This is a genomic window from Sphingobium sp. EM0848, assembly GCF_013375555.1.
Lineage (GTDB): Bacteria > Pseudomonadota > Alphaproteobacteria > Sphingomonadales > Sphingomonadaceae > Sphingobium.
Window position 1 is genome coordinate 941,207 of the sequence record NZ_JABXWB010000005.1, and the last position, 17,725, is coordinate 958,931.

General features: G+C 64.0%; 14 protein-coding genes. 10 read left to right on the forward strand and 4 right to left on the reverse strand.

Going from position 1 to position 17,725, the window contains the following annotated elements:
- The first annotated feature begins 21 nt into the window (after positions 1 to 21).
- The 9 genes from HUK73_RS22430 (at position 22) to HUK73_RS22470 (ending at position 11,186) form a co-directional block, all read left to right on the forward strand.
- On the forward strand, positions 22 to 1,032 hold the full coding sequence (locus HUK73_RS22430) for a phosphotransferase family protein (RefSeq protein ID WP_176594019.1): 1,011 nt from the start codon (positions 22 to 24) through the stop codon (positions 1,030 to 1,032).
- A complete protein-coding gene (locus HUK73_RS22435) occupies positions 1,029 to 2,291 on the forward strand; it encodes a hydroxymethylglutaryl-CoA lyase (RefSeq protein ID WP_255326497.1) in 1,263 nt (420 codons plus the stop codon). Before HUK73_RS22430 ends, HUK73_RS22435 begins: the two co-directional genes overlap by 4 nt.
- Before the next feature lie 16 nt (positions 2,292 to 2,307).
- Positions 2,308 to 3,075, forward strand: coding sequence for an SDR family NAD(P)-dependent oxidoreductase (locus tag HUK73_RS22440; protein WP_255326498.1), 768 nt, complete (start codon positions 2,308 to 2,310; stop codon positions 3,073 to 3,075).
- Positions 3,076 to 3,109: 34 nt separating this feature from the next.
- Positions 3,110 to 4,030: an SMP-30/gluconolactonase/LRE family protein gene (locus tag HUK73_RS22445; RefSeq protein WP_176594020.1), complete on the forward strand. Its 921-nt coding sequence runs from the start codon at positions 3,110 to 3,112 to the stop codon at positions 4,028 to 4,030.
- Between the two features lie 96 nt (positions 4,031 to 4,126).
- Complete coding sequence (locus tag HUK73_RS22450) at positions 4,127 to 6,292, forward strand: TonB-dependent receptor (protein WP_176594021.1); 2,166 nt, start codon at positions 4,127 to 4,129, stop codon at positions 6,290 to 6,292.
- 7 nt (positions 6,293 to 6,299) lie between these two features.
- Positions 6,300 to 7,364: a CaiB/BaiF CoA-transferase family protein gene (locus HUK73_RS22455; RefSeq protein WP_176594022.1), complete on the forward strand. Its 1,065-nt coding sequence runs from the start codon at positions 6,300 to 6,302 to the stop codon at positions 7,362 to 7,364.
- Positions 7,361 to 8,563 (forward strand): acetyl-CoA C-acetyltransferase, encoded by a 1,203-nt coding sequence (locus tag HUK73_RS22460; protein WP_176594023.1) that lies wholly within the window; start codon positions 7,361 to 7,363, stop codon positions 8,561 to 8,563. The genes HUK73_RS22455 and HUK73_RS22460 overlap by 4 nt, the downstream gene beginning before the upstream one ends.
- Positions 8,564 to 8,598: 35 nt before the next feature.
- Positions 8,599 to 10,785 (forward strand): 3-hydroxyacyl-CoA dehydrogenase NAD-binding domain-containing protein, encoded by a 2,187-nt coding sequence (locus HUK73_RS22465; protein WP_176594024.1) that lies wholly within the window; start codon positions 8,599 to 8,601, stop codon positions 10,783 to 10,785.
- Positions 10,782 to 11,186 carry a nuclear transport factor 2 family protein gene (locus HUK73_RS22470; RefSeq protein ID WP_176594025.1) on the forward strand — a complete coding sequence of 135 codons (405 nt, stop codon included), beginning with the start codon at positions 10,782 to 10,784 and terminating at the stop codon, positions 11,184 to 11,186. The genes HUK73_RS22465 and HUK73_RS22470 overlap by 4 nt, the downstream gene beginning before the upstream one ends.
- 21 nt (positions 11,187 to 11,207) lie before the next feature.
- Here HUK73_RS22470 and HUK73_RS22475 read toward each other — a convergent pair whose 3' ends face one another.
- Genes HUK73_RS22475 through HUK73_RS22485 form a run of 3 tightly spaced genes read right to left on the reverse strand, consistent with a single transcriptional unit; the run spans position 11,208 to position 15,338 of the window.
- A complete protein-coding gene (locus tag HUK73_RS22475) occupies positions 11,208 to 12,551 on the reverse strand; it encodes an amidohydrolase (protein WP_176594778.1) in 1,344 nt (447 codons plus the stop codon).
- 17 nt (positions 12,552 to 12,568) lie between these two features.
- Complete coding sequence (locus HUK73_RS22480; RefSeq protein ID WP_176594026.1) at positions 12,569 to 14,110, reverse strand: long-chain fatty acid--CoA ligase; 1,542 nt, start codon at positions 14,108 to 14,110, stop codon at positions 12,569 to 12,571.
- Positions 14,111 to 14,138: 28 nt separating this feature from the next.
- Positions 14,139 to 15,338, reverse strand: a complete 1,200-nt coding sequence (locus HUK73_RS22485) for a CaiB/BaiF CoA-transferase family protein (RefSeq protein WP_176594779.1) — start codon at positions 15,336 to 15,338, stop codon at positions 14,139 to 14,141.
- A 212-nt stretch (positions 15,339 to 15,550) separates the two neighbouring features.
- Between HUK73_RS22485 and HUK73_RS22490 the strand changes: the two genes are divergently transcribed.
- On the forward strand, positions 15,551 to 16,894 hold the full coding sequence (locus tag HUK73_RS22490; protein WP_176594027.1) for an MFS transporter: 1,344 nt from the start codon (positions 15,551 to 15,553) through the stop codon (positions 16,892 to 16,894).
- Here HUK73_RS22490 and HUK73_RS22495 read toward each other — a convergent pair whose 3' ends face one another.
- Complete coding sequence (locus HUK73_RS22495; protein ID WP_176594028.1) at positions 16,895 to 17,656, reverse strand: enoyl-CoA hydratase-related protein; 762 nt, start codon at positions 17,654 to 17,656, stop codon at positions 16,895 to 16,897.
- Positions 17,657 to 17,725: the final 69 nt, after the last annotated feature.

Genomic DNA, 17,725 nt, shown 5'->3' on the forward strand with positions numbered 1-17,725 from the left:
GCCATGGGAGAGAAACAGGATATGGAGCGGGGTCTCGGGGCCCAGGCCATCGCTCTGGCGCTTGACCGGCTGGGGCCGGTGATGGCGCCTGATGATGGTCGCATTTTGCAATTGGGCCGGCTGACCGGCGGGGCCAGCCTGGAGACATGGGCGTTCGACCTTGCCACCGCCGACGGGCTGCGACCGCTGATCCTGCGCCGTCGGGATGCGGTGGAGGACACGATCTTTTCGACCTCGCTTCCGCTCGCGACCGAGGCTGCGCTGCTGGAAAGGGTGGCCGCCGCAGGCGTGCCCGTGGCGCAGCTGATCCGTCTCTGCGCGGAGGCCGACGGTCTGGGAGAGGCCTATATCGTCACGCGGATCGCCGGCGAAACGCTGGGCCGCCGGATCGTCGCCGCCGATGCCTTTGCACCGGCCCGCACCCTGCTGGGCGCGCAGGCGGGACAGGCGCTGGCGGCGATTCATCGCATCGACCCGACCGGCCTGCCGCCGCTCGAAACGCTCGATGCGCGCGGATCTCTGGCGCGTTATGAGGCGATTCATCACCGCATCGGTGCACAACGCCCGGTGCTGGAGGCGGCTTTCCGCCTGCTCGACCGGGACGCGCCACCGCCGGTCGCACCGCAACTGGTGCATGGCGACTTCCGCAACGGCAATCTGATTGTCGACTCCGAACAGGGGTTGGTTGCCGTGTTGGATTGGGAACTGGCGCATCTGGGCGATCCGGCGGAGGATCTGGGATGGCTCTGCGTCAATAGCTGGCGCTTTGGCGAGACGGCGCTGCCCGTGGGCGGCTTCGCGACGCTGGAGGCGCTGCTCGACGCTTATCGCGCGGCGGGCGGTGATCCGCCGCCCGTGTCGCGAATCCGCTATTGGCAGATGCTCGGCTCGCTCAAATGGGCGATCGTCTGCCTGATGATGTATGAATCCTTTGCCAGCGGCGAGGAACGAACGATGGAGCGCGCCGCGATTGGGCGGCGCTTGAGCGAGTGCGAGGTCGATCTGCTCGCACTGATGCAGGAGGCCGCATGATCAGCCAGCCGGGAGCCGCTGAACTTGTCCAGGCTGTAATCGGTTGGCTGGCCGATCAGGACGCCGCCGCGCGCAGCCCTTATATGACACGCGTGGCGATCAACGCCCTGACGACCGTCCAGCGCGAATTGGAGCAGGGTGGGGTGGCGGAGGCTGAGGCGACCCGCCGATTGGCGGGGCTGTTGGGGCGAAGCGGCGATTTCGCGGCGTTGAACGCCGGACTGGTCGAGATGATCCGTGCAGGGGCAATGGCACCGGACGATCCCGTCCTGCTCGATCATCTGAGCCGCACTGCCCTGGCGATGATCGCGATCGACCAGCCGCGCTACCGTCATGCGCTGACCGAGCCGAAGGCTGATTTCGCGCCACGCGCCCTGCCTGTGACATTGGTCGAGGTTTCGCCACGCGACGGACTGCAAAATGAAAAGACGATCCTGCCCACGGCGATCAAGGTCGAACTCATCGCCCGCGCCGTCGCGGCTGGTGTGAAGCGGATTGAGGTGGCGAGCTTCGTCCACCCCGGAAAGGTGCCGCAAATGGCCGACGCGGAAGCGGTGATCGCCGCCCTGCCGCACATGCCGGATGTCGAAACGATCGGTCTGGTGCTGAACAAGCGCGGTGCCCTGCGCGCGCTCGAAACTGCCGTCGATGAAATCGGCATGGTCTGCGTCGCGTCCGATGCCTTCGGTCAGCGCAATCAGGGGCAGACAGTAGACCAATCGATCGCAGCGGCGCGCGACGTGCTGCGTCTGGCTCATGACAATGGCCGATCGGCGCAGGTGACGGTCGCGGTGGCCTTTGGCTGCCCCTTTACCGGGCGCACCGATCCGGCGCGGGTGGTGGACATTGTGCGTCAACTCGCGGCCTTTGCTCCGCGCGAAATCGCCCTTGCCGACACGATTGGCGTCGCACGGCCCGCTGAAGTCACCTCCCTGATTGCGAAGGTGCAGGCAGAGATCGGCGCTATCCCGCTTCGCGTGCATTTCCACGACACGCGCGGCACCGGTGTCGTCAATGCGGTGGCGGCGATCGCGGCAGGGGTGCGGACTGTGGATGCCGCTATCGGCGGTACGGGTGGCTGCCCCTTTGCGCCCGGCGCGGCAGGCAATGTCGCGAGCGAGGATGTGGTCTATGCCACCGGCGATGCAACCGGCCTTGATCTCGGCGCGCTGATCGACAGCGCGGGCTGGCTTTCGCGGCAACTGGGCAAGGTGCCGGCCAGCGCGCTGGCCCATGCCGGCGACTTCATCATTTCTTGAATCAGGAAACAGGCACATGAGCAACAACATGCCGGCGAGTCATGCCGGTCGGACCATCTTCATCACCGGTGCCTCCTCGGGGGTCGGTGCCCATGCCGCGAAATTGCTGGCGGCGGCTGGCGCTCGCATCGTAGCGGGCGCGCGCCGCGCCGATCGTCTCGCCGGACTGGTCGGGGAGATTGCGGCGGCGGGCGGCACGGCCATTGCGGTGCCGGTCGATGTGGAAGACGCCGACTCGATCCGCGCCGCCTATGCCATGGCGGAGGAGCGGCTGGGGCCGATCGACACCGTGATTGCCAATGCCGGGGTGAACACCGAGGGGCCGGCGCTGACGCTGGAGGATGACGCCTTTGACCAGATCATGCGGGTCAATGTGCGCGGCGCCTTCCACACGGCCCGCGAAGGCGCCCAGCGGATGATCGCGGCGGGTGTGACGGAAGGGCGCATCGTCTTCATCGCCTCGATCGGTGGAACCAAGGTACAGCCCGGTCTTGCCGCTTATTGCTCGTCCAAGGCGGCGGTCGTGATGATGAGCCGCGCGCTGGCGGTCGAATGGGCGCGTTACGGCATCAGCGTCAACACCATCTGCCCCGGCTTCATGTTGACCGAAATTACCCAGGACTGGTTCGGCACCCCGGCGGGCGACCGGATGATCGAGCGCTTCCCCCGGCGCCGCTTGATGCCGCTCGAAGCGCTTGATCCCTCGCTGCTCTATCTGACTTCTAGCGGTGGCGGACATACGACCGGGGCCACCGTCGTGGTCGATGACGGGCAGTCGATATAACGGCAATTTAATTGATAATATAGGAGGCGGTTCCATGGAAGTTGTCGCGGAGGGCTTGCTGTTTCCCGAAGGTCCGGTGGCGCTGCCGGACGGATCGGTTCTCGTCGTCGAAACGCAGCGCGGCACGTTGAGCCGCGTGGCGCCCACGGGTGACATCAACATTGTTGCCGAACTGGGCGGTGGACCCAATGGTGCCGCCCTTGGGCCGGATGGCTGGGTCTATATCTGCAACAATGGCGGCTTTGAATGGCACGACCATGGCGGTGCGCTGATCCCGGGCGATCTGCCGGTCGACTATATCGGCGGCTCGATCCAGCGCGTGCATCTCGACTCGGGAGCGGTGGAAACGCTCTATACCGAATGCGACGGCCGCTCCTTGCGTGGCCCCAATGATCTGGTGTTCGATGCCCACGGCGGCTTCTGGTTCACCGATCATGGCAAGGCGACAGCGGATGGTCATGATCATGGCCGGATATTCTATGCAAAGGCTGACGGATCGGCCATTTCCTGCGCGCTCGATCGGTTGCACGGTCCCAATGGCATCGGCCTGTCGCCCGACGGCGCGACGCTATATTTCGCAGAGACACCGACCGCGCGGTTTTGGGCGTGCGACGTGGTGGCCCCCGGTCGGCTCGGTCCCGCGCCCGCACCCTGGATGCCCGCGCGCCTGGTCGCGACCATGCCGGGTTATCAGCTGTTCGACAGCCTCAAGGTCGAGGCTGACGGCCATGTCTGTGTCGGTACGCTGATCAACGGCGGCATTACGATCTTTGAAGAATCAGGCGCCAGCGAACATCTCGCCTTCCCGGAACTGGCTATCACCAATCTCTGCTTTGGTGGTGAGGACATGCGCGATGTCTGGGCAACCGCGTCCAGTTCGGGGCGGCTTTATCGCACCCGTTGGGCGCGCCCGGGGCTGTTGCTGGAATATCAATCCGGCACACAAAGCGTCTAATTTAATGATTATTCTTGTCAGATATATTGACAAATAATTTTACAAAATGCACTCCTTTCCGCGTAACGCCAACAGGTCAAAACAGAGAGGGTGAAGATGAAGGTTTCTGCGCAATTGCAGGCGGGAGCAGCGCTGCTCGCATTCGCGATGGTGCCGGTGACGGCATTTGGTCAGGATGGGGGCGCGGCACAGCCGCCGGTTGACGATATCGTTGTAACTGCCCAGCGCCGCGAACAGCGGCTTCAGGATGTGCCGCTGGCGGTTTCGGCGTTCAACGAAGCCAGCCTGTCGTCGGGCAAGGTCGACAGCCTCGTCAATCTCGACGGCAAGATGCCGAACGTGCTGCTCGCGCCGGTCGGGGCCTATCCTTTCGCCAGCGCCTTCTTCATTCGCGGCCTGGGTTTCTCGGACGTCGAGTCGAGCTTTGAGCCTTCGGTTGGCGTCGAACTGGACGGCGTTTATCTGGCGCGCAATGTCGGTGCGGTGCAGGATTTCTTCGATGTCGAAGGCGTAACCGTTCTGCGCGGGCCGCAGGGCACGCTTTATGGTCGCAACACCATCGGCGGCGTCGTCAGCGTCAAGACCAAGCGCCCCACCGGCGATTTCGGCGTCCGTGCGCAGGGTACGCTGGGCAGCTATGGCCGCCGCGAACTGCGCGCCGCCATCGAGGCGCCGATTGTGAAAGATGTGCTGGCCGCCAAGATATCGGTGCTGGCCAAAGGCTATGACGGTTATATCCGTAACGACGATGGCCGCCGCTTCGGCAGGCAGAATGTTCTCTCGCTGCGCGGCACGCTGGCTTTCACCCCGTCCAGCAATTTCGACGCGACGCTGATCGCCGATTATACCCGTGATCACGGGACGGGGCCGGCCTTTGAAAATGCCAGCCTGCCGACCATGGTGCTGGGCCAATATGGCTATCCTGCGGATACGGACGGCAAGCCGTTCCTGACCCACGTCGACACTCAAAATCATTCGCGGCTGAAGAGCAAGGGTGTCACGCTGGAAATGAACTGGGATCTGGGTCCGGTGAAGCTGACTTCGATCAGCGGCTATCGCAAGACCGATACGGATGTCCTCAGCGATTATGATGGTGAGCATATTCCTTTCCTTAATGTCGGGCGCATTGAGCAGCACGACCAGTGGAGCCAGGAAGTTCGCCTCGGTTCGACCGGCAAGGGCCCGCTCACCTATGTCATCGGCGGCTATTTCATGACCCAGCGCTATGATATCGGTGTGCATCAATTTGGTCTGGCCTTTGGCGGGCCGACGGCCGGGTCGACCCTGTTCGCGGGTCAGCGGGCGAATGCGGGCGCCATTTTCGGCCAGATCGACTATGAAGTGATCAAGGGCCTCACCCTGACAGCCGGTGGACGCTACAGCGATGAATCCAAGCGTTTCACCATCCAGCCGCTGTTCGCCACGACGTCGCAGACCTTCAAGGCGAGCTTCGACGACTTCTCGCCGAAATTCGGGATCAGCTATGCCTGGACGCCCGACATCATGACCTATGTGCAATATTCGCGTGGCTTCCGCGCGGGCGGTTTCAACGGACGCGCAGGGTCCTTCACCGCGGTCGGTCCCTATAAGTCGGAAAATGTCGACTCCTATGAAGCGGGGATCAAAACCGATCTGTTCAACCGTGTGTTGCGCCTGAACCTGGCCGCTTTCACGACCAAATATAAGAATATGCAGCAGAGCGTGCAGGAGTTGATCCCCGGCACCAATGTCAACCAGACTGTGGTCAGCAATGTCGGCCGCGCGACGATCAATGGTTTCGAAGGTGAAGCGACACTGAACATTGTCAAGGGTTTCACCTTGAACGGTACGGTCGGCTATCTCGATGCAGGGTTCGACAAGTTCACCGCCAATCTGGGCGATGGGCTGGGCACGATCGACCGGTCGAACCTGCCCTTTGCCTATGCGCCCAAATGGTCGACCAGCCTGACCGGCACCTACAAGACCGATATCAGCCTTGGAGAACTGACCGCGCAGGCCAGCGTGCGGCATGCGACCAAGATCTACACCAGCTTCACGCCGTTGAACCTGCTGTCGGATTTCACGGTCCGGCCCGCCAATACCACGGTCGATGCCAGCATTGGTCTCGATCTGGACGATGGCCGCTGGCATCTGGGCCTGTGGGGGCGCAACCTGACGGATGAGCGGATCATCAACAACACCTTCGCGGTCGCCAATCTGATGGCGCTGCGGGTGTACCAGCCGCCGCGTGAGATCGGCATGGATATCGGCTTCAAATTCTGAGGATAGCATGAACGGACAGGGCGCACTGGCGGGTATCCGCATTGTAGAATTTGCGGGGATCGGCCCCGCGCCCTTTGCCGGCATGATGCTGGCCGACCATGGTGCGGAGGTAATCCGCATCGAGCGGCCCGGCACCGTGATTGATCGGACCGACGTCCTGGCGCGGTCGCGCCGGATCGTCACGCTCGACCTCAAATCGGCAGAGGGCGTGGCACAGGCCTGCGCCCTTTGTCGCGAGGCGGACGGAGTGATCGAGGGTTTCCGTCCCGGCGTGCTGGAACGTCTCGGGCTTGGGCCGGATGTATTGCTGGCGGATAATCCCAAGCTGGTGATCGGTCGCATGACCGGCTGGGGCCAGCAGGGGCCGCTCGCCCATGCCGCTGGGCACGACATCAATTACATCGCGCTCACCGGCGCACTCAATGCCTATGGACGCAAGGGTGAGAAGCCGACGCCGCCGATCAACATGGTCGGCGATTTCGGGGGAGGGGGCATGATGCTCGCCTTCGGGATGCTCGCTGGCCTCATGAACGTGCGCAATGGCGGTGAAGGCCAGGTGGTCGACTGCGCGATGATCGACGGCGCGTCGCTGCTGATGAGCATGATCTGGGGCTTCCGAGCCGAAGGCATCTGGCAGGACGAGCGCGGCACCAACTATCTCGATACCGGCGCCTTCTTCTACGACAGTTATGAAACCGCCGACGGCAAATATGTCGCCATCGGATCGATCGAGCCGCAATTCTACGCGACGCTGCGTGACCGGCTGGGCATAGCCGACGATCCGGCCTTCGATCCGCAGAATGACCGGGCGGGCTGGGATGCTCTGCGTGATCGGCTGGCGGCGATCTTCCGCACCCGCACGCGGGACGAATGGTGTGCGCTGCTGGAGGGCAGCGACGCCTGTTTCGCACCGGTCCTCGCTTATGACGAAGCGCCCCGTCACCCGCATATCGCGGGCCGTCAGGGCTTTGTCGACATTGGCGGCGTGGTCCAGCCCGCGCCTGCCCCCCGTTTTTCGCGCACACCGGCGATCACGCCCCATGCGCCACAACCCCATGGAGAATCTCGTTGAGGGAAGCCTATATCTTCGACGCCGTGCGCACGCCGCGCGGCCGTGGCAACGCCAAGGGCGCGCTGCACGAAATCCCCGCCATGGCGCTGGCCTCCCAGACGCTGGAGGCGTTGCGCGACCGCAACGGCCTCGATACAGCGCTGGTCGACGACATCGTGCTGGGCTGCGTGTCGCCCTGCGGCGAGCAGGGTTCCGACATTGCCCGCGTCGCCGCGATCACCGCAGGCTATGTCCAGACGGCGGCAGGCGTGCAGGTGCAGCGCTTCTGCGCCTCGGGTCTGGAGGCGACCAATATCGCCGCGGCCAAGATCATCGCGGGCGAGGCGGATGTCACCATTTCCGGTGGTGTCGAGAGCATGAGCCGCGTACCCATGGGTTCGGACGGCGGCGCCTGGTCGGTCGATCCGCGTTCGGCCTTCGCCAGCTATTTCACGCCGCAGGGCATTGGCGCTGACACTATCGCGACGCTCCATGGCTTCAGCCGCACTGATGTCGACAGCTTCGCGGTCGAGAGCCAGAAGCGCGCCGCCCGCGCCTGGGTCGAAGGCCGCTTTGCCAACACCATCGTGCCGGTAAAGCATGAAGGCGTGGTCGTGCTCGACCGCGACGAGCATATGCGCCCCGAAACCACGGTGGAAACGCTCGCCACGCTGAAGCCAGCCTTCACCGCCCTGGGTGCTTCCGGCTTCGACGCGGTGATCAAGCTGCGCTACCCTGAACTGGAGCAGATCAACCATGTCCACCATGGCGGTAACAGCTCCGGCATCGTCGATGGCGCGGCGGGCCTGCTGCTTGCCACGCGCGAAGCGGGTGAGGTGATGGGCCTCAAACCCCGCGCCCGTATCCGCGCTGCCGCCTCGATCGGTTCCGAGCCCTCGATCATGCTGACCGGCCCGGTCGCCGTGACGCAGAAGGTGCTGCGCCGTGCGGGCATGACGCTGGCCGATGTCGACCTATTCGAACTCAACGAAGCCTTTGCCAGCGTCTGCCTCTATTATCTCCAGCAGTTGGACCTTGATCCCGCCATCCTCAACGTCAATGGCGGCGCCATCGCCATGGGTCATCCGCTCGGCGCGACCGGGGCGATGATCCTCGGCACGCTGCTCGACGAGCTGGAACGCAGCGACAAGACGGTCGGCCTCGCCACGCTCTGCGTCGGCGCTGGCATGGGCACCGCGACCATCATCGAGCGCGTCTGAGCGCCTTTTCTTATTCGCACAAAGGGACTTATCCCATGCAGAATTTCCGCATTTCCGTAGACGCCGAGGGCATTGCGCTGGTCGAATTCGACGTGCCCGGCCGGACCATGAACACTTTCACCGACAGCGCCGTGGCCGATCTTGACCTGCTGGCTGATCGCATCGCTGGCGATGACGCCATTCGTGGCGTGGTGCTGGCATCGGGCAAGAGCAACGCCTTCTGCGCCGGCGCCGATCTGGGCGAACTGGGCGAGACGGCAGGCGCGCAGGAAACCGACCCCGCGATCCTTGCCGCAGCGCTCAAGAAAAGCGCGCGCATGAGCTGGGCGCTGCGCCGTCTCGAAACCATCGGCAAGCCCATCGCGGCTGCGCTGGAAGGACTGGCGCTTGGCGGTGGCCTCGAATTCGTGCTGTCCGCCCATTATCGCGTCGCGGCGCGCAGCCCCAAGCTGAAGCTCGGCCTGCCGGAAGCGACCATTGGCCTGCTCCCCGGCGCGGGCGGCACGCAGCGTCTGCCGCGTCTGGCCGGCGTCGAGAAGGCACTGCCGCTGATGCTGACCGGCCGTCCCGTCGATGTCGATGAAGCCCTGTCTCTTGGTATCGTCCATGCCGTGGTCGCGCCCGGCGAGACGGTCGCGGCGGCCAAGGCATGGATCTTGGACGGCGGCGAGGCTGTCCAGCCCTGGGATCGCAAGGACTGGCGCGCGCCCGATGGCCCCTTCACCCCGCGCGGCAACACTGTGTTTGCAGGCGCTGCGGCCCAGCTTCAGGCCAGGACCGCGCATAATTATCCGGCCCAGACCAATATCCTGCGCTGCGTCTATGAAGGCATCACCCTGCCGATGGACGCTGCCCTGCGCGTCGAGGCACGGCTGTTCCTCGCCACGCAGCAGACATCGCAGGCGCGTGCCATGATCCGCTCGATCTTCCTCTCCAAGCAGGCGCTCGCCAAGGGCGCGGCCCGTCCCGAGGGTTTCGCACCCTATGCAGCGAACAAGGTCACGGTCCTCGGCGCGGGCATGATGGGCGCGGGCATCGCCTATGTGCAGGCGGCGGCAGGCATCAACACCGTGCTGATCGACGTCAGCCAGGAGTCCGCGAACAAGGGCAAGGCCTATTCCGAAAAGCTGGTGGCAAAGGCCGTCGTCAGGGGTTCGATGGCGCAGGACAAGGCTGACGCGCTGCTCGCCCGGATCGATGCCACCACCGACTATGCCAGGGTCGAAGGTTCTGATCTGGTGATCGAGGCGGTGTTCGAGGATCGTGCGCTCAAGGCCGACGTCACCGGCCGCGCCGAAGCACAACTGCGCGATACCGCCGTGTTCGCGTCCAACACCTCGACCCTGCCGATCTCCAGCCTCGCTACGGCATCGAAGCACCCTACCAATTTTATCGGCATCCACTTCTTCTCGCCGGTCGACCGGATGGAACTGGTCGAGGTGATCGTGGGCAAGGAAACGAGCCAGGAAACGCTCGCCAAGGCGATCGACTACTGCCTCAAGATCCGCAAGGTGCCGATCGTCGTCAATGACTCGCGCGGTTTCTATACCTCGCGCTGCTTCGATACCTATTTGCGTGAAGGCTTCGAAATGCTGCTGGAGGGTGTCGCGCCTGCCATCATCGACAATGTTGGCCGCATGACGGGCATGCCGCGTGGTCCGCTGGAACTGACCGACGACGTCGCCATCGATCTGGTCGACCGCGTCGCACTGCAGGCTCGCATCGACCATGGCCAGCCCGAAATCCCGACCGAGGGCAGCGACAAGCTGCTTTACGATCTGGTGCGCCAGCATGATCGTCTGGGCCGCAAGAATGGCAAGGGCTTCTACGATTATCCCGCCGATGGCGCGAAGGCCGTGTGGAGCGGTCTGGCGGACATCGTGCCGGTCAAGGTCGCCCGATCAACGCCCGAACTGGTGGAAAAGCTGCGTCAGCGCCTGCTCTATCGGCAGGCGGTCGAAGCGGCCCGTTGCCTTGATGAGAATGTCCTGACCTCGGCGCGTGACGGCGATGTCGGCGCATTGCTGGGCTGGGGCTTCGCGCCGTGGACTGGCGGTCCGCTCAGCCTCATCGATCAGGTCGGCGTGGCCACTTTCGTCGAGCGCTGTGACGCGCTGGCCGATGAATGTGGCGCCCGCTTTGTCCCGCCGGCGCTGCTGCGTCGCATGGCAGCGGCAGGGGAAAGCTTCTACCCCGCGCCGCCCAGGGCCAAAGCGGCATGAACGGCGAAACGTCGGAACAGGCAACGGCGCGCATCCGCGCCGTTGCCGACCGCTTCTTCGCGGCGGTGGAGGCGGGCGATATCGAAGGGGTGAAGCAATGCTATCACCCCGATGTCGTCATCTGGCACAATACGGACGGGCTGGAAAAAAGCCGCGAAATCAACCTGGAAACGCTGACCGGTTTCGTGAAGCGCGCGCCCGAGCGGCGTTATCTTGACAGGCGGGTCGACATCCTCCCCGGCGGTTTCGTCCAACAACATAATTTGCGCGCCGTTCGGCATGACAGCCACGTCCTGATCATGCCCGCCTGCCTGGTGTGCAAGGTCGAGGGCGATCAGATCACGCGGCTCGACGAATATTTTGACAGCGCGGCGCTGACCGGCTGGTTCGACGCGGACTGAAACTCGCTCCGTCACTCCGGATCAGGACCGGGGTGACGGTAGGTCCACCCCCGCGACCGACAAGACCGAAAGCGTCAGGGCCTTCATACCGGCGCGAATGGACGGTTGGGGGTCCGGCGCGAAAAAGGGAGAATGATTGACGGGCGGCTTGCGGCCATCCTTCTTCGCCTGATCGAGCACCGCCTGCGACGACCCGCCAATGCCGATGAAGACCGAGGGAATCCCGGCATTCACAAATTCGGAATAATCCTCGCTCCCCGCCCCGGCGGGCTTATAGTCCGGTTCCACCATGACCTGTTCCGGCATTGCGATCTTCAGCTTTTGCGCGACCGCATCGGTCAGCTTGACCTCATTGAAGGTGACACCGGTGCCGTAGAGATAGGCGATGTCCGGCTCCGGTGCGCCCGCCATCGCTGCGGCGGCGATCGCTGTCTTGCGGATGCCCGCCATCAGTTGCTTGCGCACCTCTGCATCATGCGAACGCAGCGTGAGCCGCAGTTCCGAGCTGTCGGGAATGATATTCTCGACCGTCCCGGCATGAAAGGTGCCGACCGTGACCACGCCGAAGGTTCCGGGCGTCAGTTCGCGGCTGATAAGCGTTTGAACGTCCGATACGAAATGCGCGCCCATCACGATCGGATCGATGCTGTCGGCAGGCATCGATCCATGGGCGCCCTTGCCCTTGAAGGTGATCTTCACCGCATCCGCCGCCGAACTGACGGCGCCTTCCTTCAGCAGCACCGTTCCTGTCGGATAGGGCATGACATGCGCGGCAAAGCCATAATCGGGCTTGGGAAAACGCTTGAGGAAATCATCCTTCAGCATCGCTTTGGCACCCTCCACCGTTTCTTCGGCGGGCTGGGCAACGAAGAGCAGCGTGCCATGCCAGCGATCCTTCATCGCCAGCAGGGCCTGGGCGGTGGCGAGCCACCAGCTCATATGGATGTCGTGCCCGCAGCCATGCATGGTCGGAACGACCTTGCCGTCAATCTCCTGCGTGGCGTGACTGGCATAGGGGAGGCCGGTCTTTTCAAGCAGGGGCAGGCCGTCCAGTTCGGTTCGGACCAGCACGGTCGGGCCTTCGCCGTTGCGATAGAGCGCCACGACGCCGGTTCCGCCCACCTTCTCCGTCACCTCGAAGCCAAGCTTGCGCATCTTGCCCGCCAGCAGAGCCGCTGTCCGCACCTCATGAAAAGCGATTTCCGGATGCTGATGGATGTCCTTGTACATCGCTTCCAGCTGCGGATAGTCCTTGTCGAAGAGCGCGTCGATCCGTGCGGCATCGGCTCTGGGATCGGAAGCCGCCGCCATGGTCGGGAAAGTCAGAAGGCTGGCGGCCAGCAGGGCAAGTTTCTTCACGCGCATCATCCTCGAAAAGCCGTTCAATCGGCGGACACCCGCGCCACATAGGCATCGCGCAGCGGACCTTTCAATATTTTTCCCGCCGGGCTGCGTGGCAGGGGATCGGCGCGCAATTCCATGCTCTTGGGGCATTTGTAGCTCGCGATCCGCTGTTTGCAAAAGGCCTGCAGGCCCGCAATATCGATCTCTCCCTCGCCGGGCTTCAGTACGATCACCGCATGGACGCGTTCGCCCCAGAGCGCATCCGGAACCCCGATCACGGCACTTTCGGCAACGGCGGGGTGGTGGGAAATCGCATTTTCCACCTCGATCGAATAGACATTCTCCGCGCCTGACACGATCATGTCCTTCAGCCGGTCGGTGATATAGATATAGCCGTCCTCGTCCATGAATCCGGCGTCGCGGGTGTGGAGCCAGCCGTCGCGCATGACATCGGCGGTTTCCTCCGGACGGTTCCAATATCCCATCATCACATTGTCGCCGCGCCCGACAATCTCGCCCACCGTGCCGCGCGGCACTTCCCGGCCAGCCTCGTCGACGATGCGGATCTCGTAGCCCAGGCACACATGGCCGGCCGACCGCAGCTTGGCCGGATCGGCGTCTACGCGATGCGCCTTCGGTCCCAGCATGGTCGCGGCCGCCATTTCGGTCTGGCCGAAGCCCTGGATGAAGTCGACGCCGGGAAAGCGCGAGCGCGCGAAATCCAGGCTGGCGGCGGGCATGGACGACCCGCCATAGCCCAGCATGCGCAGCGAGCCGATGTCGAACCGCTCCAGTTCCGGATGCTTGGCCAGCCGCTCGATCATTACCGGCACGGTGAAGCAGTGGGTCACCTTATGCTCGGAAATCGATTCCAGCACATCGTCGGCGTCAAAGCTGCGGCGGAAGACATGGGTGCCCGCCGCCATGGTCGCGAAGAGGATGCCGATATCGGCCAGATGGAACATCGGCGCGGAGTGGAAATTGACACAATCCTCGTCGAACTGGATCATCATCAGCAGGTTGACCGCCATGGCGTAGAGATTGCCATGGCTCAGCATCACGCCTTTAGGCAGGCCGGTCGTCCCGCCGGTGTAGAAGATGCCCGCAAGGTCCGCGTCACTCTGCTGTGCAGCCGGGATCGCGTCCGACGCCAGGATGATCGCGTCCATGCCATGATCGGCAGGCGCGCCGTTCCCGTCCATGCCGATCAGCGTGCGCACGCTTCCTTGCCCGCGGAGTGCCCCCGCGACCTCCGCAAACTCCTGTCCATAGAGCAGGATGTCGACCCCGGCATCTTCCAGCTGGAAGGCCAGTTCAGGCTGGGCAAGGCGTGTGTTGAGCGGCACCATGACGCCCCCAGCCCAGGGAATGGCGAAATAGGCCTCGAAGAAACAATCACAGTTCATCGCCAGGATCGCGACACGGTCGCCGGGCTGCACGCCCAACTGCTGCAATCCACCTGCGAAACGGGCGACGCGATCGCGGACCTCGGCCCAGTTGCGCCGCCGATCTGCATCGATGGTGGCGGGCCGGTTGGCGGCGACGATCGCCGCCCGTTCAAGTGCGTGGGTTACGCGCATGCGGAAGCGCCCCTCCTCCGGGCGAACATCAGATGGTCTTGTTTTTTTCGAGCGTGGCGATGGCGTCGGCGTCGAGGCCCAGCCAGCGGTTCAGGACCGCGGCATTATCCTCACCGATTGCGCCCGGCGCTGCCTTGCGGACCGATCCCGGCGTTGCCGACAGCTTGGGGAAGACGCCCTGCATCGGCACTGTTCCCAGCACCGGGTCCTCCACCTCTATGATCGCCTCGCGTGCCTTGAAATGCGGGTCGGCCATCATGTCGGCGGCGCTGTAGATGCGCCCGGCCGGCACCGCATGTTCGATCATCAGCGCCTCCAGCGCGTCGACCGTCAGCGTCTGTGTCCATTCCCCGATCAGTACGTCCAGTTCGGTCTGGTTCGCTCCGCGCGCGACATGAGTGGCATAGCGCGCGTCCTGTGCCAGTTCGGGTTGCCCCATCGCGGTGCAGAGCCGGGCAAAGACCGCATCCTGATTGGCGCCGATCAGATATTCGCCATCGCTGCACGGATAGACGTTGGAGGGCGCGATGCCTGGCAGGATCGACCCGGTGCGCGTGCGCTGATAGCCCGCCACGGCATATTCGGGGATCAGGCTCTCCATCACCTGCAGCACGCTTTCGTAGAGCGAGGCATCGACAATCTGTCCCTCGCCGCTCAGGGCGCGATGGTGCAGCGCGGCCAGCGCCCCCATGCAGCCATAGGTCGCCGCCAGCGTGTCCCCGATCGATACGCCCATGCGGGCAGGGGCGCGGTCCGGCTCCCCGACGATGGCGCGCCAGCCGCCCATTGCCTCGCCAATGCCGCCAAACCCTGCGCGTGAGGCATAGGGGCCGGTCTGGCCATAGCCCGATACGCGCACGACGATCAGCCGGGGATTGGCCTTGCGCAGTTCGGCCGGGTCGAGATTCCAGCGCTCCAGCGTTCCGGGCCGGAAATTCTCGATCAGAATGTCCGCCTCGCCAATCAGCCGCCGGGCAATGTCCTGCCCGGCGGCGCTGCGCAGGTCGATGGAAACGGATTGCTTGTTGCGGGCGATGACCGCCCACCAGCTCGGCCTGTCGCCGCGGCCCCATGAGCGCATCGGGTCTCCCTGCGCGGGGGGTTCGATCTTCACGATCTCGGCGCCCATATCGCCCAGCAATTGGCCGCAGAAGGGGCCGGCGATCAGCTGGCCCATCTCCACCACGCGAATGCCTTTCAGTGGGCCGGTCGGCTGCGTATCGCTCATATCGGTCGGCACCAGGCCAGCTCCTCACCTAATAATGTCAATATTTCTTACGATATTGACCAGCTTGAACGGCTTGTCAATCCGCAAGATGTCCAAGGTACGGATTGCGAATTATCCGACAAATCGCAGATTTATCGGAATCCTGTGCATTGCTCTATCCAGAAATATATGTCAGTTTATTTGATAAATATCAGATGAAAAGGAGCGGCTTGATGGACGGGGTGGTGGAGCAGGCGGGCGTACAGCGCGGCGGAACCGGTTACGCTTATTATGTCGTTCTGATCCTGACCCTTGCCTATATGCTGTCCTTCATGGACCGGGTGCTGGTCAGCCTGATGATCGACCCCATCCGTGCCGATCTCCACCTTGGCGACACCCAGATCGGTCTGCTGGTCGGCTTCGGTTTTGTCCTGCTCTATTCCATCATGGGCATTCCCTTCGGGACCTGGGCGGATTCGGGCAACAGGCGCAATCTGATCCTGTTCGGACTGGTCGGCTGGAGCCTTGCAACCGCGCTATGCGGTTTCGCGGGCGGCTTCATGACCCTTCTGGCCGCGCGCGCCTTCGTCGGAATCGGGGAGGCGGCTTTGTCGCCGGCCGCCTATTCGACTATCGCCGATCGCTTTGACAAATCCCGCCTGGGTTTCGCCATCAGCCTTTACGCCATGGGCGTGTCCCTGGGCGGCGGAGTCGCCATGATGTTCGGCGGCTATCTCGTCGGCTGGGCGCAAAATGCCGCCTTTACCCTTCCCGGCGGCTTTGTGCTGGGCGGATGGCGCATGGCCTTTGTCGCGGTGGGATTGCTGGGCGTGCCCCTCGCGCTGCTGATGCTGGCCACGATGCGCGAGGCGCCGCGCCAGCGGGCCGCCGACGGTGCGCCACAGATCAGCGCCCTGTTTGCCCTGATGGGGCGGCGCAAGGCCGCCTTTTTGGGCGTGTTCGGCGGCTATTCGGCGATGGTGATCGCCGCCTATGGCGCGCTGCTCTGGGGACCGGCGCATTTCGCGCGGGCCCATGGCATGAGCCCGGCGGCGATCGGCTTGCAATTCGGCCTGATCACCGGCGTGTTGGGGTCGGGCGGCCTGTTGGCGGCAGGGCTGATCTCCGATCGGCTGGCACGCCGGGGCGTGGCCGATGCGCCGGTGCGCGTCGTTATGGCGTCGATTGTCATCCAATGGCCGCTGCTCGCGGCTGCCTTTCTCGTGCACGACCGGACCTTCGCGCTCGCGTTCATGGCGCTGGGAATGACCGCGACGTCGATGATCGGCGGCTTGCAGGCCGCAACCCTGCAAATCCTGGTGCCCGCCAATATGCGCGGGCGGCTGACCGCCATCTATCTGCTGTTCGTCAACCTGGCGGGCATGGGATTGGGGCCGTTGCTGATCGGCGCGCTGAGCGAGCATCTCTATGGTGGTGCGACGGGTCTGGGCAAGGCTCTGGCAACGACCAGCGGCGTCGCGCTGGCACTGGCGCTGCTCATACTGACCTGTACCCGCCGCGCGATCCTGGCGGCCATTCGCGCCAATGAGGGGTGCAGGGCCGGGGAGGGGCGCTGATCAGCGCCCCTCGAACCGGGGTGCGCGCCGCTCCTTGAATGCTGCGGCCCCTTCCCGGAAATCATGGGTACGGCCAGCGGCATATTGGGCTTCGCGCTCCGCCGCGAGCGCATCCTCGAAGGAAAGCTCCAGCGCCTGTCGCGCCAGTTTGCGGATCATGCCGAAGGAGCGGGTGGGGCCGGTCGAAAACCGATCGAGCAGCGTTATGGCTTCCTCTTCCAGTCGGTCATCGTCGACGAGTTCGGTGACAAGGCCCCAGTCCAGAGCCTGTTCCGCGCTGATTCGCTTGCCCAGCATCATCGCCGCCATCGCCCGATGCCAGCCGAGCGTGCGCGGCAACAGCCAGCTTGACCCCGCGTCGCAAACCAGACCCACTTGTGCGAAGCTGAAGCCCAGCCATGCCGATCGGCCGGCCACCACGATATCGCCGGCCAGTGCGAGCGCGGCTCCTGCCCCGATCGCCGGTCCGTTCAGGGCGACGATCAGCGGGATTTCCAGCGCCGCGAATTTACGCATCAGCGGATTGATCGTTTCTTCCAATATTGCGCCTGCGTCATGGGGCAGTGGATCATCCAGTTGCCCGCCGCTGCAAAAGGAGCGACCCGCGCCGGTCAGCAGAATGGCGCGCGCGCCGGTGGCGACTGCTTCATCAACCGTTCCGACCAGTTCCTTCGCCATGGCGAAGCATAGCGCATTGGCGCGTGCTGGCTGATCCAGGGTGATGATGACGCCCTTGTCGCGTCTGGTCTGCCGAATGGCCATATGCCTCCTCCAAAATCCTGCCTCGGTGCACCGCCTGGCGGTCATCCCTTTATGCGGCAAAATATTATA